The sequence below is a fragment of the Exiguobacterium sp. s157 genome (assembly GCF_018618205.1).
GTDB lineage: Bacteria > Bacillota > Bacilli > Exiguobacteriales > Exiguobacteriaceae > Exiguobacterium > Exiguobacterium chiriqhucha.
Genome location: NZ_JACSLQ010000003.1, coordinates 181,166 through 204,230, shown reverse-complemented (window position 1 = coordinate 204,230; position 23,065 = coordinate 181,166). Strand labels below are relative to the sequence as shown.

Sequence of the window (23,065 nt, the reverse complement as noted above, 5' to 3'; positions counted from 1 at the left end):
ATCAAGTCTTTATCGGGAAATAGGAAATGGCAAGGTTTAAAGAGATGAAAATGTTGGTATTTATACAAAGAGTCAAATAAATGAAATCATTTTTAAAAAGAGATGGGAGGAAGATGTTAGATGAACGATACTACTTATAATTTCAACACGTTCATGTCATGGCTGCCTGAGCTTTTGCTCGCATTGCTTATTCTTGTCGTCGGATTCATTTTGGCGAAAGTTCTAGAAAACGTGACGCGCAAAGCGCTTCGCAAAGCACGCCTTGACGATCGTGTCGGTGTCAAACAAGAAGGGGAACCTGGAAAACCGGGTAAAGAGGAGAAACGATGGACGCCTGAGCGGATCATCGGAAAAGTCGTCTTCTTCGGCGTATTGCTTCTCGCATTTTTAATCATCTTCGAATTCATGAACGTACCGGCTATCACACAACCGTTCAGTCAAATCTATGCTGGCTTCTCTGGGTTGATCACAGGGGTCATCAAAGCGGGTCTCATCTTGCTCGTCGCATGGATTATCGCGACGCTCTTGAAAAAAGGTATTCAAATGGCGGGTCATCGCCTCAACTTGAACAAGTTGATGGAGAAGACGGGCCAAGAGTCGACGAGCGTCAATCAGACGAAATGGGTCGACACGGTCGCCAATATCGTCTTCTACCTCGTCTTATTGTTAGCTCTTCCGGCGGTGCTTGATGCGCTTGGGTTGCGAGGCATCAGCGGACCGTTTGAAGACTTGTTGAACAGTTTCCTCGCCTTCATTCCGAAACTTGTCGCGGCTGCACTCATCTTCGCGATTGGTTATATCGTTGCGAAAATCGTCCGTGACATCTTGACGAAGTTCTTGGAAGCAGCAGGTCTTAACCGCTTCGCTGAAAAACTGCACTTGTCAGACTACGTAAAAGGGTCAAGTCTCGCGAAAGTGGTCGGTACGATCGTCTTCATCTTGATTATGATCCCGGTCACGATTTCAGCGCTTGAAGCGCTCGATATTCGCGGAATCTCGGATCCAGCCATCTCGATGCTCAACGACGTCTTGGCAATGATTCCAAATATCATCGTGGCCATCGTCTTGATTCTCGCAGGTGTCTTCCTTGCTAAATGGTTGAAAGGCGTCGTCGTGTCTCTCCTTGAGAACTTAGGCGTCAACTCACTCGCTAGTAAGATGGGTCTCGGTGGTCGCTCGTCGTCATCGACATCGATCGCACAAGTGATCGGAACAATCGTTCAAATCATCATCATCTTGTTGTTCGTATCGGAAGCCCTTCAAGTCGCAAACCTCGACTTTATGGCTTCGCTCGCGACAGCCATCTTCGCATACTTGCCAATGGTCATCGCAGCCATCGTCATCTTGGCGGTCGGTTTCTGGCTCGCGAACATGGCAGAGCGTCTCGTCGGCAGTGTGCTCGTAGATGGAGCTGGCCAACCGAGCGTCCTGCGCCACGTCGCGAAGTACGCGATTCTTGGAATCGCCTTCTTCATGGCCATCAGCCAACTTGGCATTGCGCCATTGATCGTCAATACGGCATTCTTGCTCATCCTCGGTGCAGTTGCGCTCGCCTTCGGCCTTGCCTTCGGTCTCGGCGGACGTGAGACAGCAGCTCGCTACTTGAAGAAAGCTGAGAAGCGAATCGATGAGACAGAAGTGTCAAAAGAAGGTCTCGAGCAAGAGAAAGCCCAAATGAACCAAGAAGCCGAGGCTGCGAAGCGACAGGCGAAACAAGGTATGGAGCAGTCGAAGCGTGAAGCGGATCAAACGAAACAAGAGTTGAAACGTGAAACGAATCGTCCGCAAGCCTCACAATCTGACGTGACGAACGTGGACGGTCCAGAACCGAACCCGTTCCATGAAAACGTCACGCCAGATCAAGACAATCGTTCACTTGATGACAACGAAGGTCCACGTCGTCCGTAACGGTGAAGGACGGGTCCCTAAAAAGGGGCCCGTTTTTGTATTTCTGTAAAAAAGTGTCACTTTTGTCGATATAATAAGAAAGAGGTCGACGAAAAGGCAGGAGTGAGGGGAAGATGTACCAACGATTTCAACACACATTAATCATGAATTACATATGGGGTTCAGGCATCGCCGTGTTCGGTGTCGGGGGGCTGTTCATTTTTCAGACGCTCGATTTATCCAAGACGGAGATGCTCATCCTCTTGGCTATCATGGGGCTGTCCGGGATGATGATGATTGGGCTTGAACTGCTTCTTTATCGACGTCACATCCGACCGATCCGTCGTGTGTTTCAAACAGAGACACCAACGTATGAGGAGCTTCAACAGGCGTTCGATCAAACGAGTCACTTTCCTACGTTGACGGTGAAACGGATTCTCGGTCCGCATTTGTTCGGTTTGTCCGTGCCGGCGATGAGTATGACGGCACTCGCCATCGAACAAGGGTGGATTGACTTGCCGTATCGGTTGATTGGCTTGGCGGCGTTCGGTGCTATTTTAATCGCCATCTTGCATGCGTTGATTGAATTCTTTTTGACCTATCGCTCGGTTGAACCGTTGTTGCTTCAGTTGCAGGAGATGAGCGGAAACTTGTACGGGCGGCCGCTCCAAGCGACGTATCGCTCCATTAGCGTCCGGACGAAACTATTGATCAGCATGCTCGTCATCGGTGTGTTCCCGGTCGCATTGTTCATCCTCGCGTCCGGGGTGCAACTGTCGACTGTCAATCAGGTCGATGCATACTGGCAGTGGGCGGCTGTGATTTTAGTCGTTATCATCGGGGTCGCGACGTTTAGCAGCTTTTTGCTGTATGACAACATCAAACGTCCAATCAGTGCATTAACCGAAGGGGTCGCCGCGTTAGATGCCGGACGATTGAATCAGATTGATAACCCTTACTCGGATGAGTTCGCCCAACTCGTCACGGGCTTTAATCAGATGGTCACGAACGTCACGTATCGAGATGCGGAAAACGAGCAACTGTTGAACAGTCTGTTCGTCTTGTTCGCTGCAACACTCGATGCCCGGGATTCGTATACGGCCGGGCATTCCGAGCGAGTCGCCGCCTATTCTGTCGAGTTGGCACAGGCGCTCCAGTTGCCGGCCGGACAAATCGAGCTGCTCCGCAAATCGGCGCTACTCCATGATATCGGGAAGATTGGTATCCGTGACGATGTGTTGTTGAAGGAAGGGAAGCTGACGGATCATGAGTTCGCGCAAATTCAAGAACACCCGACCATCGGAATTCATATTTTGAATCAAATTTCCCTACCGGCTGCGTTACAACCGATATTGGCAGGTGTCCGGTCCCATCATGAACGGATTGATGGGCGCGGATATCCGGATCGGTTGGTCGGAGAGGAGATTCCGCTCTTCGGTCGTATCATGGCAATCGCCGACGCATATGACGCTATGACCTCTGACCGTCCATATCGGGACGGGATGCCAGTCGAGAAGGCTCTATCGATTTTAGAGAGTGGTCGCGGTACACAGTGGGATCCGGCGTTCGTCGATGTATTCATTAGGTTACGACGTCAGGCCATCTCTGCTTAAACAAACAGGTCCGCCCCACAATTGGGCGGACCTGTTTGTTAAAGGAACGTTTCAATGAGATACACCCCGACGATGCCGCCGATGACGACGAGCATCAAGTTGACCCGAAGGAATGCGAGCGTTGCGGCGACCACCCCACCCGCTAAAGCGGACGTAAGACTGGTCGTTGCCTGCAGGATGCCCGGGAAAATGAGACTGGCGAGCACCGCATAAGGCGTGAACAGTAAAAATCGCTTCAAGAACGGCGGCAACTTGATGTCCCGGAGCCAAAGCAGCGGAACGAGCCGCGGGATGTATGTGACGAACGCCATGGCCAGGACGAGCAAAAACAGACTGATCATGCCTCATCCTCCTTGTATACCAAAGCGCCGATGCCGGCTGCGACCATCGTGGCCAAGATGATGCTCAAACCGGACGACAGCGGGATGAATGGAGAGACGCCGAAGTAGAGAATGGCTTGAGTCAAGACGGCGATTGCAGCCACGACGATGACCGGTTTGCGGGTAAGGGATGGGACGAGTAGGCCGATGAACATGGCGTACAAGGCGATGCCCATACTCGCTTGGACCGAGGCGGGCAAGCCGAAGGCGAGAAAGACGCCAATCCATGTTCCGACGTTCCAAGCTAAGAAGGCGATTAGGTTTAGCCCGAGCACAAAGTGACCGCGCGTCGACTCGTCACGCGTCGAGGCGACACTGAACGTCTCATCGGTCACGCCGAACGCGATGGCGGCCAGAAATCGATTCGAGGTCGTCTCGAGACGTTGGGACAACGACGCCGACATGAGGAAGTGCCGTAAGTTCAGGATGAACGTCGTCAAGATAATCTCCCAATACATCGAACCGGCCATGATCAGTTGGACGCCAATAAATTGACTGGCGCCGGCAAAAATGAATAATGACATGGCGAGCGTGATGACGTTTGGCATATCGAATGATTTCGCAAGCAGCCCGAAAGCGATGGCAATCGGGATATAGCCGACAGCGACCGGTATACCGGCCCGCATGCCGGAACGGAAGGCGTCCTTATTCGGGATCGGTGTCATTTGTGAGACCGGAGTTGCCATGAGACCCCCTCCATTTCAGAGATGATTAGTTGTGGATTCGAGATTGGGTCACGCTTTCCTGCTCGAACTCGAAAAAAATAGGGTATATATAGGCGATAAGGAGTGTGAATATATGAGTCGTGCAGAAGAATTTATCGCATCGTATCACCGGATCGAGGATCATTTGAGTCGCGAGATGGGGGACGGCCAGCATTTCAGTTTCAGCAACATGGTCAATCGTCTTGCCAAACATAACCCAATCATTGAACGTTACAAAGAAGATTTACATCAAATGAGCCAATTGCGAAACGCCATCGTCCACGAGCGGCGCGAGCCAGATTTCATCATCGCGGAACCACATGACTCCATCGTCAATTTGATTCTCGAAGTGGAGAAAGAACTCCTCCATCCGCGTCAAGTCATCCCGCTGTTCCGTAAAATCGTGACGACGTTCAACGCCGATGGCTCGCTGGTCGCCGTGCTCGGTGAGATTCGAGACAAGAATTATTCGCAGTTCCCCGTCTATAACCAAGACGGGTCGTGGCGAGGGTTGTTGACGAAAAAAGGAGTGACCAGTTGGCTCGCCGAAACGGTCGACGGGCCACATGTGTCACTCGAAGGCGTTCAAGTCAAGGACGTACTCCATCACGACCCGCACCTGCGACGGTACCGGTTTATCGCGCAAGAGACGTCGGTCATCGAGGCGCACCATCATTTTATCAGTATGAAGGACGGCGTCCGTCTCGATGCCTTGCTCATTACCGAGACGGGACAAGAAAATGAGCCGTTACTCGGGATTATCAGACCACAAGATATTTTATACGTCATCGGTTGAGGCGCCGTGCTCGATGGCGACCTCATATTGGGTGACCGTGTTTCCGAGGACGATGGGCTTCACTTCAGAAGTGCCATCGTCCCGTTTTTTGTGGGCATGTTTATACGCACCGCTATCGCGCCAATTCTCAAAGCTCGCCGCGTCGCGCCACGTCGTCATGATGACGACCTGATCCTTCGTCTCATCCGATGTATCCGTCAACACTTGCATCCGGACGAATCCATCCATCGACTCGATGCCTTTCGTCGTTTGGAAACGAGCGGTGACCGCCTCAACTTTCCCTTTTTCAACGTCTAGTTTGTTCATGACAATCCACATGCACATGTCCTCCTCTGCGATATCGTACGCGTTCATTATACATGGAACACGATCGATGCCTCGCTCGAGATGCTCGCATCAACGTGTGGCCCACCACTCCTCGAACGTCCAATTTTGTTGTTTCATCGTCGTCGCTTCTTTCACACCGACGTACCGGAGATGCCATGGCTCGTAGTTGTAGCCGGTGATTTTCTCTTTTCCTTTCGGATAGCGGACGATAAATCCGTAACGGTGTGCCTGTTGGAGCATCCATTTGCCTTCTGGGGTCTGGTCGAACGAGGCATAGAGTCCCATCTGCATGCGTGCACTCGTCATATCGACGGCGAGACCGGTCTGATGCTCACTATATCCAGGACGGGCGACATATTTTGAGGCGTACGCTGTGCCTCGCGTGTTGACCCAATATATGTAGAGTGATTTCTGGCTGGCGTAGGAGCGATAGGCGCTGAGGGCATACAACGTGTGGCCTTCTTTTCGCCCGGCGTAATAGAGGCGGGCTAGCGCGTGAGCGGCTTCAGCGGCCATGAGGGTTCGCTCGCTTCCTTTCGTGTAGACGGTCGGGATGGTCAACGTGACGAGTTGCCGCGAACGATACGTGCTCGAGAGGCCGTGTTGTTTATTGACGAGTCGAATCCGTTCCGCAGGCGCAAGTTTCGGGATGCCAGCTTTTAAGTTGCTCGACGGGGTATAGTAGCGTGTACCATCGATATAAACGTTTGACCAACTGCGATTATACATCGTGTAACGGACAGGTGTGTTCGTGGACAGCGTCTTGGCGACCGGGGACGTTTGCATGGCCCGCCAGTACAGTTTCGTCGTTTTAATCGTGTAGCCTGGCTGGGGTGACGGGGTTGCGGCGGAAGTCGATATGACGGGAAAGATGAGCATCAAGACGAGGAGTACATGGATGAGTTTCATAAGGATGACCTCCTTTTTGCTGGATAGTCTTCTTTTCCCGGTTTTTAAGGAGATGAAAAGAAGAGAAATTGGGGAATAGTGAACAGGACTGTCTCCGCCTCTTGACCTGCTTCCTGTACTGCGCGAGCCGGATGTGATGGAGAGCGGGAAGTAGTACACTGAATGTAAGAGGATGGTTGAGACTAGAAAGGAGTGAACGTATGGAACTCATTTTTGGTTTACCGTTATTGTTGCTCGTCTTGTTCTTCGCCTTTTTGTATTTCAACATCAAAGGGTTATCGAACATGTGGAAAGACTATGATCGGACGAAATCGATGATGCCGCTCGGGTTCTTTATCGTCGGGATTATCGGAATCTTCACCGGCGTTTGGACGTGGCTCGTCATCTTGATCTACTATGCAGTCCGTCCGAAAGCCTGACCTGACACCGTGTGCGAAAGCGCATGGTGTTTTTTTGTTATACTGGGGGTGAGGTGTTGTCATGGAGAAATTGATCAAGGCGTGGTTCATCATCACGCTCATAACGTTTGTATTATTCAAACTCGGCGAGACGATGACTGCCGCCTATACAGAAACGGCGGGTGAAGGGAATCCCTACGTGCTCGTCTTGCTCATCGGTTGGCCGTTCGTCCTGTTGTTCATCTGGATTACGATTCGGCTTGCTCGGCGTGCGGTCGAATCGGTTCATCGCCTGGGACGAGTCGGTCTTTTAGCCGGGAGCCTCGTGATGGCGGGAATCGGTCTATATATCAACGCCGGTCAAGCGGCTTCGCTCCGGGCTGGAATCCGTGCTTCTGAGAATGCGGCGTACGCCTCAGGATGGAACCAGTTCACGAACATCATTTATGCGAACCAATTGACGTTTTTCGTCTTGACGGTCAGTTGCATGGCAATCGGGGTAGCGTTTTCCTTCGTCACGCGAAAACAAACGAACGAGGAACGGCTCAACTAGCCGTTCCTCGTTCTTGTTCACTGCAATTTGTTTTGATAGAGACGAGCGTACCGGTCGGCCGCGATGATGGCATCGGCCACTTGTTCAGCGGTCACATCGAACCCACTATGAATCGTCTCACCTTCCGCCGTTGCCGCTTGACCGACTTTTAGGATGTCTTCACGGGAAGCGTCTTTCAACTTCACGTCTTCGAGTGTGACCGGCAACTCGAGCGCCATATACAAGGCGACGTAGCGGTCGAACTCTTCCTGCGTTCGGCCTTCGAGCGCAAGTTGGACGAGTGTGCCGAACGCGACTTTTTCCCCGTGCGTCAAATGGTGGATGTCTCCGTGGAGGGCGGTGAAGCCGTTATGAATGGCGTGGGCCGCTGCGAGCCCGCCGCTTTCAAAACCGAGACCACTTAGAAGTGTGTTCGCCTCGACGACGGACTCGAGTGCCGGAGTGACGACTTTGGCCTTCACCGATTCATAAGCAGGGATTCCGTAATCGAATAGCACCTCTTCGCAGCGTTTGGCGATGGCTTCCGCGGCAATCGTCGGGACACCACCCGCCATCGTTTTGCCACCGAAGGCGAGGACGCTCCGGACTTCGACCCATGTCGCGAGCGCATCGGCAATCCCCGAGGCGAGGAATCGGGCCGGGGCCTCGGCGATCAATTTCGTATCGACGAGGACCAAATCCGGGTTCTTTTTATAGAAGCGATAGCTTTCAAAGTTTCCTTCATCCGTATAGATGACGGACAAGGCGCTCGTCGGGGCATCCGTTGAGGCGATGGTCGGGACGATGACGATGCGGGCATCGAGTTCGTCGGCGACAGCTTTCGCCGTGTCGAGCGTTTTTCCGCCGCCCATTCCGATGACGAAAGCAGTATGGCTCTCTGCTGCCGTTTTGGCGATCCGTTCAATCTCGTGACGGGACGCTTCCCCGACAAAATCGGCCTTTTCTGCGTTCACGCCGCTCGACTTGAGTGAATCGGTCACCCGTTCCCCAATCAAGCGCCAGACGATGTCATCGGCAATCAAGAGAGCCTGTGATCCAAAATGGCTAACGTGCTCCCCGATGCGATCGATTGTATTTTTTCCTTGCACGTACTTGGCCGGACTGATAAATACGCGTTCTGACATATTCAACATCCTTTCTAAAGTAACAGTGACGACAGGACAACAGTAGGTTTGTTCCCGATACAGCCCCTCCTTCAAACAGTCCTACATGTGACATCTCGGTGAAACTGCTTTGGGCTTTCTTCACAACCCGCCAATAATCACGAGTAACACTATCAAAGCGACGACGGCAAGAAATCCCCAGTCGAGTACATGCTTCATCACGGTCATTCCCTCCTGCCAGCTGATGAGACCAGTATAGACGGTGGATTGATTTCTGCCGTTCTAAAAATAGGACCTGGTCAAAAAAAGAGTAGCGTTAAGGGTTACAAGGTTTGAATGAACTCACAGCGGGAACAACTCTTTCGTATGCTTAATTTAGAAGGAGGAATTTGCAATGTCTAAACATGTACTGATTGTCACGACGTCTGCGAATCAACTGGAGAACGGTCACGCGACAGGGCTTTGGCTCGAGGAGTTTGCTGCACCGTATCTTCAATTCGAGAAACAAGGTTATAAAGTCACAGTAGCGAGCATCGAAGGTGGAGACGTGCCAATCGATGCGAACAGCCTAGAAGGCGATTTGCCGCAAGAGGTGTTGGATACGAAACACCTGTTGAAAGATACGGCGCGACTCGATCAAGTGGCCAATGACACGTATGACGCAGTCTTCCTTCCGGGAGGACACGGTACGGTCGTTGATTTCCCGAACAGTGAAACGTTACAGCGTGTCATCCGTGATACGTATGAAGGCGGAAACGTCGTCGCGGCCGTCTGTCATGGACCGATTGGACTCGTCAACGTTAATTTGAGCAACGGAGATCCGCTCGTCAAAGACAAGCGCGTTACAGGATTCACGGATGCCGAGGAACGCGAGATGCAGCTTGACTCAGCGGTACCTTTCCTCCTTGAATCGGCGATGCGCGAGCGCGGTGGAAAATTTGATGGCGCAGACAACTGGGCTGTCAACGTAACGGTCGATGAACGTCTCGTTACCGGACAAAATCCGCAATCTTCAGAACAAGTCGGGGCAGAAATCGTCAAATTGCTCGGATAGTCCCACAGACAGCTTAGGTTACTCCTAAGTTGTCTTTTTTTCGGACATATGTCCTTTTCAAGCCTTCTCATCTCACGTAAAGTCAGACGAGGAGATAGGAGGAAATCGGATGGGTCTGTTATTTGCCGTGCTTTCAGGCACGTTCATCGCATTGCAAGGGATTTTTAATGCCAAGCTCGGCTACGCGGTCGGTGCTTGGGTGTCGGTCACGGTCGTTCACCTCGTTGGCCTTGTACTTGCTCTTCTCATTTATGCGTTCAAGCGGGATGCAGACATGACGGCGTTTCGGCGCGTACCTTGGTACTATAGCTTGGGCGGTCTGTTTGGGGTGTTTGTCGTTTTCGGAGAACTGACTGCTATTCAACAGCTCGGTGTGACTTGGGCGATCTGCGTCTTGCTCGTCGCCCAATTGATCGGGGCGTTTTTGATTGATGTGAACGGATGGTTTGGTGTGAAACGGAAACCGCTCAACCAAGGTCAGCTCACAGGACTTGCCTTGATGGTCGCCGGGATTGGCATTTACACGTTCACGTAAGGGGGAGACGGATGAAAGTAGAGGCAGCACTAGAACGACTCGGGTGGGTCCACCTGTTCTCGGAACAAACATTAGAGGCATCGACGATTGTGACGTATCCGTCCGGAGCGATGCTCTGCACGAACGATAACCCGATCGAGTCTCTCTTCGTCGTGTTAGAAGGGCGTGTCAAAATCTATACGTTGAGCGAGGAAGGCAAGTTGCGCTTGCTCCGTTTAAAGATGGCCCCGACATTGATTGGGGATATCGAATACGCCAGCGGACGCAACGTACTCCACACGGTCGAGGCCGTCGGGGCAGTAACCTGTCTGCGCGTGCCGTTTGATGTTCTCCGCACGCATAACCGAACGATCGAGTTCACGGAGCATCTTCTGCGCGGCGTATCTGAGAAACTGTTCATCGAGGCGAATGCCTCGTCGAACCATCTCATGTCGACACTCGAAGAACGATTAGCGGGATATCTCGTCTCGCTCAGCGAATCAGGGAACGACTTGTTCCAAGACGAGATGAGTCAGTTGAAACGAAAAGAAGTGGCGGAATGGCTCGGGACGAGTTATCGTCATTTGAATCGGACGTTACAATCGTTCGCGGATGAAGGACTCGTCGAAAAGACGCGGACAAAAGTAACGATTTTAGATGCGACTCGATTAAAAGAACGTGCCAATGGCATGTTGTACGAATAAGGAGGCAACTCATGATAGTAGGAATCATCTGTTCGGCGGTAGCCGGCGCATTTATTAGTGTACAAGCTGCAGTCAATGCCAAAATGAACGCCCATCTGGGGGCATGGGCGACAACGGTGCTCGTCTTCATTGTCGGCTTGCTTGGATCGCTTGTCCCACTCGCTTTGTTCGGTGGTAATGTTCACGGCGTATTCGAAATCTCGCCGATATACGCGCTCGGCGGGTTGCTCGGGGTCGGTGTCGTCTTCTGTGTGATGCGAAGCATTCAATTGCTCGGACCGACGCTATCGGTGTCCATCATTCTCGTATCTCAGTTGATATGGGCGCTCGCCGTCGACCTAACGGGAGCGTTCGGGATGCAACAGTTGTCACTGTCCCCAGGGCAGGTCATCGGGTTGATGGTGTTGCTCTTAGGCGTCATCGTCTTCAAACAATCTCAAGCGGCGGCCCTGCATCAGGAAGCCGCACCCGAAGCCACTTCACGTTGAAGGGGCTTTTTCTCGAGTGAAACGGGTACAGGTGAATAACAAATCTCTGATATGATGAGATTGTAGTACGAAATATACGCAGAGGTGATGAAAACAGTGGATTCTTCCATAGTGATCGATTTACTGATCGTTTTATTCTTGATTGTGTTGAACGGGATTTTCGCGATGACGGAAATCGCACTGATCTCGTCCAAACCGGCCAAACTTGAAGTCGAGGCGAGCCGTGGTAAACGCAGTGCCGAAATCGCACTCAAGTATTCAAAAGATCCGACCGACCTGTTATCGACTGTCCAAGTCGGAATCACATTGATCGGTATCATCAACGGGGCTTACGGGGGTGCGCGTTTCTCGGCGCCGCTCGCCGATGTGTTCGCCAATCTTGGCATGAGTCCCCAGTACGCACCGACCGTCGGTTACGTCGTCGTCGTCACGATTATTACGTATTTGTCGCTCATCATCGGTGAGCTCGTGCCGAAACGGATTGCGCTCGTGGCTCCGGAAAAAGTCACGATGGCGATCATTCCGGCACTCGACTTATTTAGTAAAGTGATGCGACCGTTTATTTGGATTTTGTCGAAGTCGACACTTTTCCTTTTCAAATTGCTTGGCTTGAAAGCGGAGCAATCGAGTGGTGAGACCGAGCTCGAAATCAAGCAACTCTTGTTCGAAGGAGCCCAGCAAGGGGCATTCGCACACGAGGAAGTGCAACAGGTCGAGCGTGTGTTTGCGTTCCATGACCAGCTGATTTATGAATTGATGCAACCGCGGACGACGCTGGAATGGGTCGACCTTGAAGACGATATGGACGATATCAAGAAATCGATTTATGAGAGTAAACACAATAAACTCCCGGTCGGGCGCGATACGCTCGACGAGTTCGTCGGTTATATCGATGTCCGTGACATTTTGACATTATCGACGCTTCGGGAGCCCTCACAAATTTTGAAGCGAATCAAACAACCACTCATCGTCCCAAAACAGCGAGAAGCGAGCCAAGTGTTGCAGATGATGCAAAAGAATGGCGTCGAAATCGCCTTCGTGCTCGATGAGTACGGCGGATTCCTCGGGATGGTCACATTGTTCGATATTCTAGAAGAAATCGTCGGCGAAGTGATGATTGAAGAAGAAACACCGGAAGTCGTGCGCCGTGAAGACGGTTCGTACTTGGCCGATGGTTTGCTCGGGGTTGAGGATTTGAAGCGGACGTTCGGAATTCGAGACAATCGTTTTGATGAAGGGCGTAACTCGTATCATACTCTTGCCGGACTTGTTATTTATGCGCTCGGCGATTTCCCAAAACGGGGAGACGTTGTCGAAGCATATGGTCTTCGATTCGAGGTCGTCGATATGGACGGCAAACGTGTTGACCAAGTGCTCGTATCGATGTTGCCTGAACAAACAAAAGAAGACTGACGCCGCGGCGTCAGTCTTCTTTTTTAGGCGCGTTCCATGTCTCGAATGCCGCCTGCATGAGGACGCGGGCGGTATGAAGCATCGCCCGTTCGTCCACATCGAAGCGGGGATGATGATGAGGGAAGACGGCACCGACTTCCGGGTTACCGGCTCCGGTGAAGAAGAAGCTGCCCGGTACGTGTTGCATATAATAGGCAAAATCTTCTCCGACCATGAGCGGGGACATTTCGATGACGCCATCGGTGCCAACGACGCGAGCGGCGCTGCGACGGACGTGATCGGTCTCGATAGGATGGTTGATCACGGCGGGGTAGCCCCGGATATAGTCGAGCTCGTAGTGCGCTTCGCTCGCCGAACAGATATGGGTGATAGTCCGCTCCATCTCGGCGATGATGCGTGTTTGCGTCTCTGGTGTGAACGTCCGTACCGTGCCAGACAGCTTCGCTTCATCGGCGATGACGTTGAATGCCTGACCGGCAACGAACGTGCCGACAGTTAAGACGGCCGGTTCGAGCGGGTCGATGCGACGACTGATTACTTGTTGCAACTGGCTGACGATATTGGTTCCGACCATGACGGCATCGACCGTGTGTTGCGGGATGGCCCCGTGACCACCTTTGCCTTTGACGGTCAGTTCGAAGCGATCAGCCGCGGCCATGATCGGTCCCGTCTTCACACCAATCGTCCCGTATGGAAGCGGGGTCCAAATATGAGAGCCGTAAATATAATCGACACCGTCAAGACATCCATCTTCGATCATCGGTTTGGCCCCACCTGGCGCGAGTTCTTCCGCGAACTGGTGAATGAGGACGACATCTCCCGGAAGGTCGATTTCCGTGAGTGCTTTCGCAAGGACGAGCAACGTCGCCGTATGCGCATCATGACCGCAAGCGTGCATCGAGCCATTCACTTTCGAGCGGTACGGGACGTCCTTTAAATCTTGAATCGGCAAGGCGTCAAAGTCTGCCCGAAACGCGATGGTCGGGCCTTCGCCGCCATGAATGCGTGCGACAACACCGTTGCCACCGACATGTTCGCGCACATCGAGGCCGAGGTCGCGCAAATAAGCTGCAATCGTCCGAGGTGTCTCTCGTTCTTCGAATGAAAGTTCGGGATGTTGATGGAAGTGGCGGCGGAGCGTCACCATCTCGTCGTATAGCTCCGTCAAGCGTGAATCGAGGTCAGTCACAAGCATGATTTACACTCCTGTCCGTTGATCATTTTTGGTTGAAGCAAGGTCCATACGTCGTGTGAATTCAAATCGTCGAGAATCGGACGATGTAATAAGGTTTGCGCTTCGTCAGCCGTCACCCATCTGGCATCACTGTGCTCCTCGGAGAGGGTGACGGTCGTCGCGACCGGGTGAGCTAAATACGTCATGATGACGACTTGACGATCCGGGGCGGTCAAAAACGTCGTGGCGTACAACAATTGCTGGACCGCCACATGCAAACCGGCCTCTTCGAACACTTCCCGTTCAAGAGCGCGTTTGAGCGACTCGCCAAAGTCGAGTTTACCTCCGACGAGTTCCCACGTGCCGGGATTGACCTCGTCATCATCAGCTCGTTTGATGATGAGAATGTGGTCGTCTTGCACAATCACCGCTTTCACGGCAACAACGATGGTAGGAACGGACATGATGACACTCCTTTGTATGAATTCGTGAGAGAACCCACAGCATATATGAATCATTTTCTACATATTCCCTAAGTTATGCTTATGGTATACGACAAAAGGGAATTAATACAGGAGAAAATCATGAAATGAGGTGTCGAAATGGGTTGGATTATCGCAATCGGTATCATCGTTGTCTTGGCGTTCATCTATTTTTCGATGTACAACGGACTCGTCAAATATCGGAACTGGGTCGACGAGGCATGGGCACAGATTGATGTGCAGCTGAAACGGCGTTACGATTTGATTCCGAACTTGGTCGAAACGGTGAAGGGCTATGCCAAGCATGAGCAAGAGACGCTCGCAAAAGTTGTTGAGTTACGGAATCAACTCGGTTCGAAGACGAGCCGTCAAGAACAGATGGAAGTGAACGATCAATTGAGCGGCGCATTGAAGAATTTGTTCGCACTCCGGGAGGCATACCCAGATTTGAAAGCGAACGAGAATTTTAAGATGCTCCAAGAAGAATTGACGCAGACGGAGAATAAAGTCGCCTATTCACGGCAGTTATATAACAATACGGTCATGAAATATAACACGAAAGTCGAATCGGTCCCGACGAACATCATCGCCTCCGTCCATAATTTCGAAAAACGCGACATGCTCGAAGCACGTGAGGAAGAACGCGAAAACGTGCGTGTCTCATTCTAATGGATTGGGGTGGCGACGATGATCCTGTATGAACAAATTCGTAAAAATAAAATCAAGACCGTGTTCATCGTGGCCGGATTCGTCCTTCTCGTCTTGGCCGTTGGAGTGGTCATCTCATATTTGAACTATGGTGATCCGCTCCCAGGCCTCATCTTCACTCCGGTGTTCTCGTTGTTTTATATCGGGATTGTCATCATGTCGAGCACGAACATCGTCATGAAGATGAACCATGCCCAAGAAATCACCTCGGTCGACCAGCACCGATTTCTGTGGCATACGGTTGAGAACATGGCCATGGTCGCGCGTGTCCCGATGCCGCGCATCTTTATCATCAACGATGCGTCACCGAATGCGTTCGCGACCGGCCTGAAACCAGAGAAAGCGGCCGTCGCCGTGACGACCGGACTGCTCGATCAGTTGACGCGAGAAGAAGTCGAAGGCGTCATCGCCCATGAAGTCGCCCATATTAAAAATTACGATGTGCGATTGGCGACGGTGACGCTCGCCCTCGTCTCGGTCATCGCCATCATGAGCGATATCGGCTCACGGATGCTCTTCTTCCGAAGTGTCGGTGGCCGCCGCGACAACAACCAAAACCCGATTTTTATGATCGTCGGGCTGGTGTTATTGATTCTTGCGCCGCTCATTGCCACACTCGTCAACTTGGCCATCTCGCGAAATCGCGAGTTTTTGGCGGATGCGAGCGGGGCCGAGTTGACGCGTAATCCGGATGCGCTCGCGTCGGCGCTAGAGAAAATCGCGAATATCCAAACACCGGTGAAGGAAGCCTCTCGCGCCTCGGCGTCGCTCTACTTTTCAGACCCGCTTAAGAAAAAGCTGAGCGGTCTGTTCTCGACGCACCCGAACCCGGCTGAACGGATTGCCAGACTTCGCAGCATGTAGCCTATAACGAAGGTCCTCTTTTTAGAAGAGGGCTTTTTTGTACGTGAATAGGATCAACTTAATTCGCAAATTCAGTTTGTATCAATATTAAATGGGAATGATAGTAAAAAGAGGATGAAATGGAGGAGATTCCATGTTTGAGTCGGCACTCGAGTTAGGCATTGTCCTATTTTTATTGATTTATTCCATCACGGTTTCGCTCATGTTGATGTCAGCCAAGAAGAGCTGAGTGAACGACAATTTTATTAACATATGAGCCAAGACAGCAAAAAGCCACCTCGTGCGCGAGGTGGCTTTCGTCAGTTACCCGGCGCGATGGCTCCGGAGTTTTTCAATCTCTTCGAGGACGAATTGGACGTTCGTTCCGACGATGACTTGAATGTGGTTCGGGCTGACAACCTTGATACCAGGGATGCCCGCTTTCTTGATTTGGGCTTGGTCGACCGTATCCATGTCTTTCACATCGACGCGGAGACGTGTGACGCATGACTCGATGCCTGTGACGTTTTGATCGCCACCGAGACCATCGTAAATCATCACTGCCATCGCTGAATATTGACCGCCGGCAGCGACTGGAGCCGTCTTCGTTTCGCCTTCAGGAGTCGTTTCCGTTGCGACTGCGTCAACCGCTTCGTCTGACTCACGGCCTGGCGTTGCCAAGTTGAGCTTGACGATCATGAAGCGGAAGATGACGTAGTAGATGGCACCGAAGACGAGACCTTGAACGAGCAACATGTACGGCTGGTTCGCGAGCGGTAACCGTGAGCTGAGGACAAAGTCGACAAGACCGGCGCTGAAGCCGAATCCGGCCGTCCATTGGAACGTCGCCGCGATGAAGAGGGAAACCCCTGTCAAGACCGCGTGGACGAGGTAGAGAACTGGTGCGAGGAACATGAACGAGAATTCGAGCGGTTCCGTGACACCTGTGAAGAACGATGCGAACGCTGCGGCGAGAAGGAGCGAGGCCGCTTGTTTTTTACGTTTTGTTTTCGCTGTATGGTACATGGCGAGGGCTGCTGCCGGAAGACCGAACATCATAATCGGGAAGAACCCGGCTTGATAGCGTCCAGTAATCCCTTTCACACCTTCACCTGACCAGAAGTTACCGATATCGTTAATGCCGGCCACATCGAACCAGAATACCGAGTTCAAGGCGTGGTGAAGACCAGTTGGGATTAACAGACGGTTGAAGAAGCCGTAAAGGCCTGCCCCGATTGCACCCATTTTAGAGATCGTTTCCCCAAATCCGACGAGTCCTGTGTACACGACCGGCCAGACGAAGTAAAGGGCGACCGAGACGAGGATCATCGAGAATGCCGTCATGATTGGCACGAGACGCTTCCCACTAAAGAAGGCGAGTGCATCTGGTAGCTTCACATGACTGAAGCGGTTGTACATTTGAGCGGCGACGATACCTGACAAGATACCGACGAACGCGTTGGCAATCTTACCGAACGCTGGGTTGACGGCTTCGACGTCGACACCTTGGAACAAGGCGACCGTTGCCGAAGACAAGAGTGTCGTGACCGTGAGGAAGGCGACAAGTCCGCTTAGAGCGGCTGAGCCGTCACGGTTTTTCGCCATCCCGAGGGCGACCCCGACTGCGAAGAGAATTGGAATGTTATCGATGATCGCTGAACCGGCTTTGATCAAGAATGCGGCGGCGATGTTTTCAGAACCCCAGCCGACCGGGTCGATCCAGTAACCGATCCCCATGAGAATGGCCGCTGCAGGAAGTACGGCAACCGGCAACATGAGGGAACGTCCGAGACGTTGTAAAAAGTTCATCATTGTGAATATCCTCCTTTTTGATGGTGTTGATCTTGCAAGCGTTGAATGTGGAGCGTGATGTAACCAAGCTCTGATTCGGGCAAGACGATGCCGTATAAGTCTTCCATTTCGTTTGCGACGTCAGACGCACATGCATAGGCAGACGAGAACTTCGTTTGAATCATCTGAAGCATATCTTCGTCGATCGTATGGTGATCGTAATGGTTGACTCGATCCATGACGAATCGTAAATGAGTTAATAAGCGTTGATAGGATAAGTCATCTTCTTCTATAGATAGATCGAGCCGTCTCGAAATCGATTGAATCATGTCACGTACGATTGTCGTCTGTTTGACCGTCTTGCGTAAATCACCTCCCTTCACTTTTAATGTATGGATGTGCAGCGCGATGAAGGCCGCCTCATCTTTCGGCATCTTCACGCCGAGTTTGTCCTCGATGAGGTGAAGCGCCCATAACCCGATCTCGTATTCGTTGCGATATAAAATCTTAATCTCGTTCAACAGCTTGTTGCGGAGCGAGATGCCTTCTTGCTCGCGCTCGATGGCAAACGAGATATGATCGGTGAGCACGATATGGATGTGTTCGTTGAACGTCGTCTCGAGCCGTTTTTCCGCATGCGAAATGATTTCTTCTGAAATCGTGAAGTGCTCAATTGGAATCCGTGTCAGCAGTTGTTGAAACTTATCATTCTCCGACATGACGAACAGCTTTTCCACCTTATGCGGATTGACGATATCGTTGCGAGCCTTCTTGAACGCGACGCCTGGTCCGATGGCGATCTTCTCTTCGCCCTCGTCCGAGACGATGACCGCGTTGTTGTTTAAAATCTTTTTAATTTTTAACATGTGTCCTCCTAACGAGGAGTCATTGTTCCGCTTGAGCGACGACGGTTTTCCCGGGAAGCGATGGGCCTCCTGCATGGAACGAATACGGGTGCTCTAACGTGCTCCCGTTTGTGATGACCATCGGAGTGACCGTGTCTTTACCGGCTCGCTGGATTTGTTCCAAGTCGGCCGTCAACAGTGGCTGTCCGGTCGTGACCGTGTCACCGACTTTGACGTGGACGTTGAATGGGCTACCCGCGAGTTCGACCGTATCGAGTCCGACATGAATCAAAATTTCAGCTCCGTCTCCCGAACGGATACCGATCGCGTGCTTCGTCGGTGCGACTTGGATGATGGTTCCATCTACCGGTGCGACGACCGTTCCGTCCGTCGGCATGATGGCAATCCCGTCGCCCATCATCTTCTCGCTGAAGACGGGGTCGGTCACTTCCTCAAGTGGAATGATGTCTCCTTCCACGGGTGCGTAAAGTGTCAGTGTATGTCTCTTCATCCACTTATTCAATAACATGTTCGATTCATCCTTTCGCTTGAAAAATGATTGTGAAAAAACAAAACAGGCATGGAGTATAGACGGGTGGCGTGAGCCTTTCGTCTTACCCCATGCCTGATCGAATCAGTCACATGTGATCATTATTCGTTTCGTCACCCTCAAGATAGCACGCCGATGTATAGATATCAAGACCTAATTTGAAAGCGTTCTCTAGAAATTTTACTTCTTCGAAAATCTGTTGTATAGTTAGGGCGAAACTGAATGAGAAAGGTGTTGCATGTTAATGAGTGAGGTTGTATCTGCCTAACGAACTGAAAAATGTTGGATGACGCGTCTTTTTGTCATGCCTTCATGTTCTGTTACAGATACCGCCATTCATAAACTGCCAGACACCGGTCTGTCTTTTTGCGTTGGTCGTCATCGGCCGACGCTTTTTGTTTGCGCGGTATCTCCATCACAAAATAAGGAGACTCCATCATGAATGAACAAACATTAGACAAACTACAATACAACGACTTGATTCATCACGTCGAACGATACTGCATCAGCGGATTCGGACGCAACTTGTTACGAAACCAGCGTCCGACGAGCCATCTGCAAACGGTGAAAAAACGGCTTCAAGAGACATCGGAAGCACGCGCGATTCTCGACGCGACGTCACACGTCCCCTTTATCGGGGTGTCTGCTATGGAACCGCTCATCGGTAAAATCAGCCGTGGCATCCAGCTCGAGGCAAGCGAACTCGAAGCCGTCGCCGAATTTTTCCGCGGGGCCCGTAAACTGAAGCGGTTCATGGCCGAGCAGGCGTTCTTTGCCCCGCTCTTGTCCCTTTACGCGGGAGAGATGAGCGAGTGGCGCAGCATCGAGGAAGACATCGTCCAATCGATTCGTGGGGGACGGGTCGTCGACGAGGCGTCCAAAGAATTGAAACGCGTCCGCAAACAAATCGACATTCTCGAAGGACGGATCGAGGAGCGGTTGAGCAAGTTCTTGAAGAGCGCTGCGAACCGGGAAGCGATTCAAGACGGCTTTGTGACGAAGAAACAAGATCGATTCACGATTCCAATCAAAGCGTCATATAAACATAAAGTCGCTGGGACAATCATCGACACGTCGAGCCGAGGGACGACGGTCTTCATCGAACCAGAGGCGGTGGCGAAGTTGAACGCGGAACTCGTCGTCAAACGAACGGAGGAAGCGGTCGAAATCTATCAAGTTCTCGCCACGCTCACCGGCATGGTGGCGGAAGCGTTGCCGACCATCGAGGCGACGCTTGATGTCATCGCCCAATACGATATGGTGTTCGCGAAAGGGAAGTATAGCCAAGCCATCGATGGCATCGCCCCTCGCGTGAACGCGGTCGGGAAAATCCGTTTGAAACAAGTCCGCCATCCACTCCTCGAACGGGCGGTCCCTCTCGACTTCTCGCTCGGGGACACGTACCGCGGTCTGATCATCACCGGACCGAACGCCGGCGGGAAGACGGTCGTCTTGAAGACGATTGGTCTGCTCAGTTTGATGACGATGAGCGGGCTTCATATCCCGGCCCATCCGGACACGGACATCTCGACGTTTGACGACGTATTCGTCGATATCGGGGACAACCAGGATATGGGGTCGGCGCTCAGCACGTTCTCGGCCCATATGCATAACGTGGCGAACATCATGCAGAAGGCCGGGAAACGGTCGTTACTATTATTCGATGAGATTGGAAGTGGGACCGAGCCGAACGAGGGAGCGGCCCTCGCCATCGCGATTTTGGAAGAGGCATATAAACGAGGCTGTCTCGTCGTCGCCTCGACCCATTACGGCGAAATCAAGGCGTACTCCGAGACGCATCCGGACTTCATGAACGCGGCCATGCAGTTCGACCCAGACACGCTCGAACCAAAATATCGGTTGTTGATCGGGCAGTCCGGCGACAGCAACGCCTTGTTCATTGCCCGGAAAATGAAATTGCCCGAATCGATTTTGAAGCAGGCGGCCCGCTATATGCACGACAAGACGTACGACCAGTCGCTCGTCGATCCGGCACGTCTGACGCAAGCAGTCGTCTCATCCGTCATCGAACCAGATCAAGTTCTGTCAAAAGGGGACCGGGTCCGCCTGCTCGAGACGGATCAAGTCGGTCTTGTCTATGCGATGGACGAATCGTTGCGCCAAGTCACCGTGTATGTCGACGGTGTCTTCAGTGAGCAACCGCTCCGCCGAGTTCGACGCGAGGCGAAAGCGCTCGACTTGTATCCAGCTGGTTATAACCTGGAAACGTTATTCATCGATTACCGGGACCGGAAAGAAGCCCATGACTTTGCTCGCGGTTCGAAGAAGGCGCTCCGTCGCGTCGAGAAAGAGATTCGGGCGCGACAACGTGCCGAACGAGGCGAATGAGTGTATCCGGGAAGACACTCGGGTAAGGAACAAGGACCGGGAGTCATCACGTACAGTTCGGCTTTCGGGTAACGTGTCGGAGGTGACTGGATGTTTTGGTTAAGCTTGTTGTTCGCCATCGGATTTGCCTTGATTCACTACTTTTCAGGACAGTTGATTCACGTGCGCGAGACGCCGCGGAGCCGGTTTCTGTCACTCGCCGGCGGAGTCGCCGTCGCGTATGTGTTTCTTCATCTCTTGCCTGAACTGAACGAATATCAACAAGAACTCGAAGGACATCTCGAGAGCGGACTGTTCGCTTCAATCGAGAATCATATCCTCGTCGTCAGCATGCTCGGTCTGGCAGTGTTTTATGGCTTGGAACGGTTGGCCACGCAAATGAAACGGCGTGGCAACGGCAGCGTTTTTTGGATTCACATGGCGTTGTTCATCGTCTACAACTTCAGCATCGGCTACGTGCTCGCGGAGAGCGAGTTCGATACGGCATGGGCAATGACACTCTACTTTGTCGCATTAGGGATTCATTTCATCACGGTCGACCAGGGTCTGAGGCATCACCATCAGGAGTCGTACGACAGGCGAGGCCGATTGTGGTTGTCGTTGGCCGTGCTTGCCGGGTGGAGCGTCGGCGCATTTTCAGCGCTCCATGAAGTGACGCTGTCGATGATTGTCGCGTTCTTGGCCGGGGGGATTATTTTGAACGTCATGAAAGAAGAGCTGCCAGAAGAACGAGACAGCAGCTTTCGTGCGTTTGCTGTCGGGCTCATCGGATACGCTTTACTGTTATTAGCCATATGAAAAGGCAACCTTCGCGGTTGCCTTTTTGCTTACAGTGAATTGGTGCTCTGATTGTCTACGTTATCATCGGCCGCAGGTGTGTCCTCATCTTGGTTCGGGCCACCGAATTGACCACCGTGATGAGGGCCATGCCCGCCTCCGTGACGTCCACCGCCAAAGCCGCGCATGTCGCCTAAGTCGTCGTAACTCGTGATGTCAGCAAAACGTTCTTCGTGGTCGGCGAGAATCGCGTCGGCCTCATCTTGCGTCAAGTCACCTGATTCAACGGCTGCCTCAAGTTTCGCTTCATGAGAAGTGATCATCGCCTCGATGAACTGTTCAATGGTGATCCCTGTTTCTTCCGCGAGTTCAGGAAGCGATTGTCCTTCTTCGCGCGCTGCTTCCACGTCGGCTTCGGTCAACCCGAGCGCCTCGAGCAAAGCGGCCTGACCGGCTGCCCGATTACCGAACATACCCCGCTCGCCTCGTTCCCCGCGTTCGCATTGGGTCGTCGTTTCCGTTCCGTCGGTCGTTGTCGTGTCGTTCGTGGCGGCATAGACGCCGGTTCCTGAGACGGCAAGTAGGCCGGCCAGGGTGATGGCTAATTTAGATGTCTTCATGTCAATCTCCTCCTTTACTACCTCAAGTGTAGGACGTGGGTGATCAAAAGTTGTGAGGGAATTGCAAGGTTTCTGCAAATTGT

At 52.2% G+C, this 23,065-nt stretch carries 25 protein-coding genes; 14 read left to right on the top strand and 11 right to left on the bottom strand.

Features of this window, described 5'->3' with window-relative positions:
* Positions 1 to 120: 120 nt before the first annotated feature.
* Together KNP67_RS08255 and KNP67_RS08250 are read left to right on the top strand one after the other, a co-directional pair.
* Positions 121 to 1,908, top strand: a complete 1,788-nt coding sequence (locus KNP67_RS08255) for a mechanosensitive ion channel (protein WP_131471949.1) — start codon at positions 121 to 123, stop codon at positions 1,906 to 1,908.
* Positions 1,909 to 2,021: 113 nt separating this feature from the next.
* A complete protein-coding gene (locus KNP67_RS08250) occupies positions 2,022 to 3,500 on the top strand; it encodes an HD domain-containing phosphohydrolase (RefSeq protein ID WP_214708332.1) in 1,479 nt (492 codons plus the stop codon).
* 38 nt (positions 3,501 to 3,538) lie between these two features.
* Here KNP67_RS08250 and KNP67_RS08245 read toward each other — a convergent pair whose 3' ends face one another.
* On the bottom strand, positions 3,539 to 3,841 hold the full coding sequence (locus KNP67_RS08245) for an AzlD domain-containing protein (protein WP_131471719.1): 303 nt from the start codon (positions 3,839 to 3,841) through the stop codon (positions 3,539 to 3,541).
* Positions 3,838 to 4,566 carry an AzlC family ABC transporter permease gene (locus KNP67_RS08240; protein WP_214756446.1) on the bottom strand — a complete coding sequence of 243 codons (729 nt, stop codon included), beginning with the start codon at positions 4,564 to 4,566 and terminating at the stop codon, positions 3,838 to 3,840. Before KNP67_RS08240 ends, KNP67_RS08245 begins: the two co-directional genes overlap by 4 nt.
* A 112-nt stretch (positions 4,567 to 4,678) precedes the next feature.
* Here KNP67_RS08240 and KNP67_RS08235 point away from each other — a divergent pair, with 112 nt between their 5' ends.
* Positions 4,679 to 5,380: a CBS domain-containing protein gene (locus KNP67_RS08235; RefSeq protein WP_214756445.1), complete on the top strand. Its 702-nt coding sequence runs from the start codon at positions 4,679 to 4,681 to the stop codon at positions 5,378 to 5,380.
* Here KNP67_RS08235 and KNP67_RS08230 read toward each other — a convergent pair.
* Together KNP67_RS08230 and KNP67_RS08225 are read right to left on the bottom strand one after the other, a co-directional pair.
* On the bottom strand, positions 5,363 to 5,698 hold the full coding sequence (locus KNP67_RS08230) for an antibiotic biosynthesis monooxygenase (protein ID WP_029596360.1): 336 nt from the start codon (positions 5,696 to 5,698) through the stop codon (positions 5,363 to 5,365). The two genes, KNP67_RS08235 and KNP67_RS08230, sit on opposite strands and share 18 nt — an antisense overlap.
* Positions 5,699 to 5,776: 78 nt before the next feature.
* Complete coding sequence (locus KNP67_RS08225; RefSeq protein WP_214756444.1) at positions 5,777 to 6,616, bottom strand: M15 family metallopeptidase; 840 nt, start codon at positions 6,614 to 6,616, stop codon at positions 5,777 to 5,779.
* 200 nt (positions 6,617 to 6,816) lie between these two features.
* On the opposite strand from KNP67_RS08225, the gene KNP67_RS08220 reads away from it, so the two are divergent.
* Together KNP67_RS08220 and KNP67_RS08215 are read left to right on the top strand one after the other, a co-directional pair.
* On the top strand, positions 6,817 to 7,035 hold the full coding sequence (locus KNP67_RS08220; protein ID WP_034780509.1) for a hypothetical protein: 219 nt from the start codon (positions 6,817 to 6,819) through the stop codon (positions 7,033 to 7,035).
* A 61-nt stretch (positions 7,036 to 7,096) separates the two neighbouring features.
* Complete coding sequence (locus KNP67_RS08215) at positions 7,097 to 7,567, top strand: hypothetical protein (RefSeq protein WP_034780511.1); 471 nt, start codon at positions 7,097 to 7,099, stop codon at positions 7,565 to 7,567.
* Between the two features lie 17 nt (positions 7,568 to 7,584).
* Here the strand turns inward: KNP67_RS08215 and KNP67_RS08210 are convergent, their stop codons facing one another.
* Positions 7,585 to 8,691, bottom strand: a complete 1,107-nt coding sequence (locus KNP67_RS08210; RefSeq protein WP_131471713.1) for a glycerol dehydrogenase — start codon at positions 8,689 to 8,691, stop codon at positions 7,585 to 7,587.
* A 373-nt stretch (positions 8,692 to 9,064) separates the two neighbouring features.
* Here KNP67_RS08210 and KNP67_RS08205 point away from each other — a divergent pair, with 373 nt between their 5' ends.
* The 5 genes from KNP67_RS08205 to KNP67_RS08185 all read left to right on the top strand — a co-directional run bounded on the left by KNP67_RS08205 (position 9,065) and on the right by KNP67_RS08185 (position 12,843).
* Entirely contained in the window at positions 9,065 to 9,724 is a 660-nt protein-coding gene (locus tag KNP67_RS08205; protein ID WP_131471711.1) for a type 1 glutamine amidotransferase domain-containing protein, read from the top strand.
* A gap of 109 nt (positions 9,725 to 9,833) precedes the next feature.
* Complete coding sequence (locus tag KNP67_RS08200; RefSeq protein ID WP_131471709.1) at positions 9,834 to 10,259, top strand: DMT family transporter; 426 nt, start codon at positions 9,834 to 9,836, stop codon at positions 10,257 to 10,259.
* An 11-nt stretch (positions 10,260 to 10,270) separates the two neighbouring features.
* Positions 10,271 to 10,942, top strand: coding sequence for a Crp/Fnr family transcriptional regulator (locus KNP67_RS08195; protein ID WP_114164987.1), 672 nt, complete (start codon positions 10,271 to 10,273; stop codon positions 10,940 to 10,942).
* 11 nt (positions 10,943 to 10,953) lie between these two features.
* The gene (locus tag KNP67_RS08190; RefSeq protein WP_131471707.1) at positions 10,954 to 11,430 is read left to right on the top strand and encodes a DMT family transporter; all 477 of its coding nucleotides are present in this window, start codon (positions 10,954 to 10,956) and stop codon (positions 11,428 to 11,430) included.
* Between the two features lie 87 nt (positions 11,431 to 11,517).
* A complete protein-coding gene (locus KNP67_RS08185) occupies positions 11,518 to 12,843 on the top strand; it encodes a hemolysin family protein (protein WP_131471705.1) in 1,326 nt (441 codons plus the stop codon).
* 10 nt (positions 12,844 to 12,853) lie between these two features.
* On the opposite strand, the gene KNP67_RS08180 is transcribed toward KNP67_RS08185, so the two are convergent.
* A complete protein-coding gene (locus KNP67_RS08180) occupies positions 12,854 to 14,038 on the bottom strand; it encodes a M20 metallopeptidase family protein (RefSeq protein WP_052090255.1) in 1,185 nt (394 codons plus the stop codon).
* Positions 14,029 to 14,481 carry an NUDIX hydrolase gene (locus KNP67_RS08175; RefSeq protein WP_131471703.1) on the bottom strand — a complete coding sequence of 151 codons (453 nt, stop codon included), beginning with the start codon at positions 14,479 to 14,481 and terminating at the stop codon, positions 14,029 to 14,031. The genes KNP67_RS08180 and KNP67_RS08175 overlap by 10 nt, the downstream gene beginning before the upstream one ends.
* Before the next feature lie 138 nt (positions 14,482 to 14,619).
* On the opposite strand from KNP67_RS08175, the gene KNP67_RS08170 reads away from it, so the two are divergent.
* Together KNP67_RS08170 and htpX are read left to right on the top strand one after the other, a co-directional pair.
* The gene (locus tag KNP67_RS08170; RefSeq protein ID WP_034780526.1) at positions 14,620 to 15,168 is read left to right on the top strand and encodes a LemA family protein; all 549 of its coding nucleotides are present in this window, start codon (positions 14,620 to 14,622) and stop codon (positions 15,166 to 15,168) included.
* Positions 15,169 to 15,189: 21 nt separating this feature from the next.
* Complete coding sequence (htpX, locus tag KNP67_RS08165; protein ID WP_034780909.1) at positions 15,190 to 16,071, top strand: zinc metalloprotease HtpX; 882 nt, start codon at positions 15,190 to 15,192, stop codon at positions 16,069 to 16,071.
* Between the two features lie 303 nt (positions 16,072 to 16,374).
* Here the strand turns inward: htpX and nagE are convergent, their stop codons facing one another.
* The 3 genes from nagE to KNP67_RS08150 are packed head-to-tail and all read right to left on the bottom strand — an operon-like array spanning position 16,375 to position 19,215.
* A complete protein-coding gene (gene nagE, locus KNP67_RS08160) occupies positions 16,375 to 17,862 on the bottom strand; it encodes an N-acetylglucosamine-specific PTS transporter subunit IIBC (RefSeq protein WP_029596350.1) in 1,488 nt (495 codons plus the stop codon).
* A complete protein-coding gene (locus KNP67_RS08155; protein ID WP_214756443.1) occupies positions 17,859 to 18,707 on the bottom strand; it encodes a PRD domain-containing protein in 849 nt (282 codons plus the stop codon). The genes nagE and KNP67_RS08155 overlap by 4 nt, the downstream gene beginning before the upstream one ends.
* Before the next feature lie 19 nt (positions 18,708 to 18,726).
* Positions 18,727 to 19,215, bottom strand: coding sequence for a PTS sugar transporter subunit IIA (locus KNP67_RS08150; RefSeq protein WP_214756441.1), 489 nt, complete (start codon positions 19,213 to 19,215; stop codon positions 18,727 to 18,729).
* 459 nt (positions 19,216 to 19,674) lie between these two features.
* On the opposite strand from KNP67_RS08150, the gene KNP67_RS08145 reads away from it, so the two are divergent.
* Together KNP67_RS08145 and KNP67_RS08140 are read left to right on the top strand one after the other, a co-directional pair.
* A complete protein-coding gene (locus KNP67_RS08145) occupies positions 19,675 to 21,585 on the top strand; it encodes an endonuclease MutS2 (RefSeq protein ID WP_214756440.1) in 1,911 nt (636 codons plus the stop codon).
* A 90-nt stretch (positions 21,586 to 21,675) separates the two neighbouring features.
* Complete coding sequence (locus KNP67_RS08140) at positions 21,676 to 22,383, top strand: hypothetical protein (RefSeq protein WP_058765330.1); 708 nt, start codon at positions 21,676 to 21,678, stop codon at positions 22,381 to 22,383.
* Positions 22,384 to 22,412: 29 nt separating this feature from the next.
* Here KNP67_RS08140 and KNP67_RS08135 read toward each other — a convergent pair whose 3' ends face one another.
* Complete coding sequence (locus KNP67_RS08135; protein WP_214756439.1) at positions 22,413 to 22,982, bottom strand: hypothetical protein; 570 nt, start codon at positions 22,980 to 22,982, stop codon at positions 22,413 to 22,415.
* Between the last annotated feature and the right edge of the window lie 83 nt (positions 22,983 to 23,065).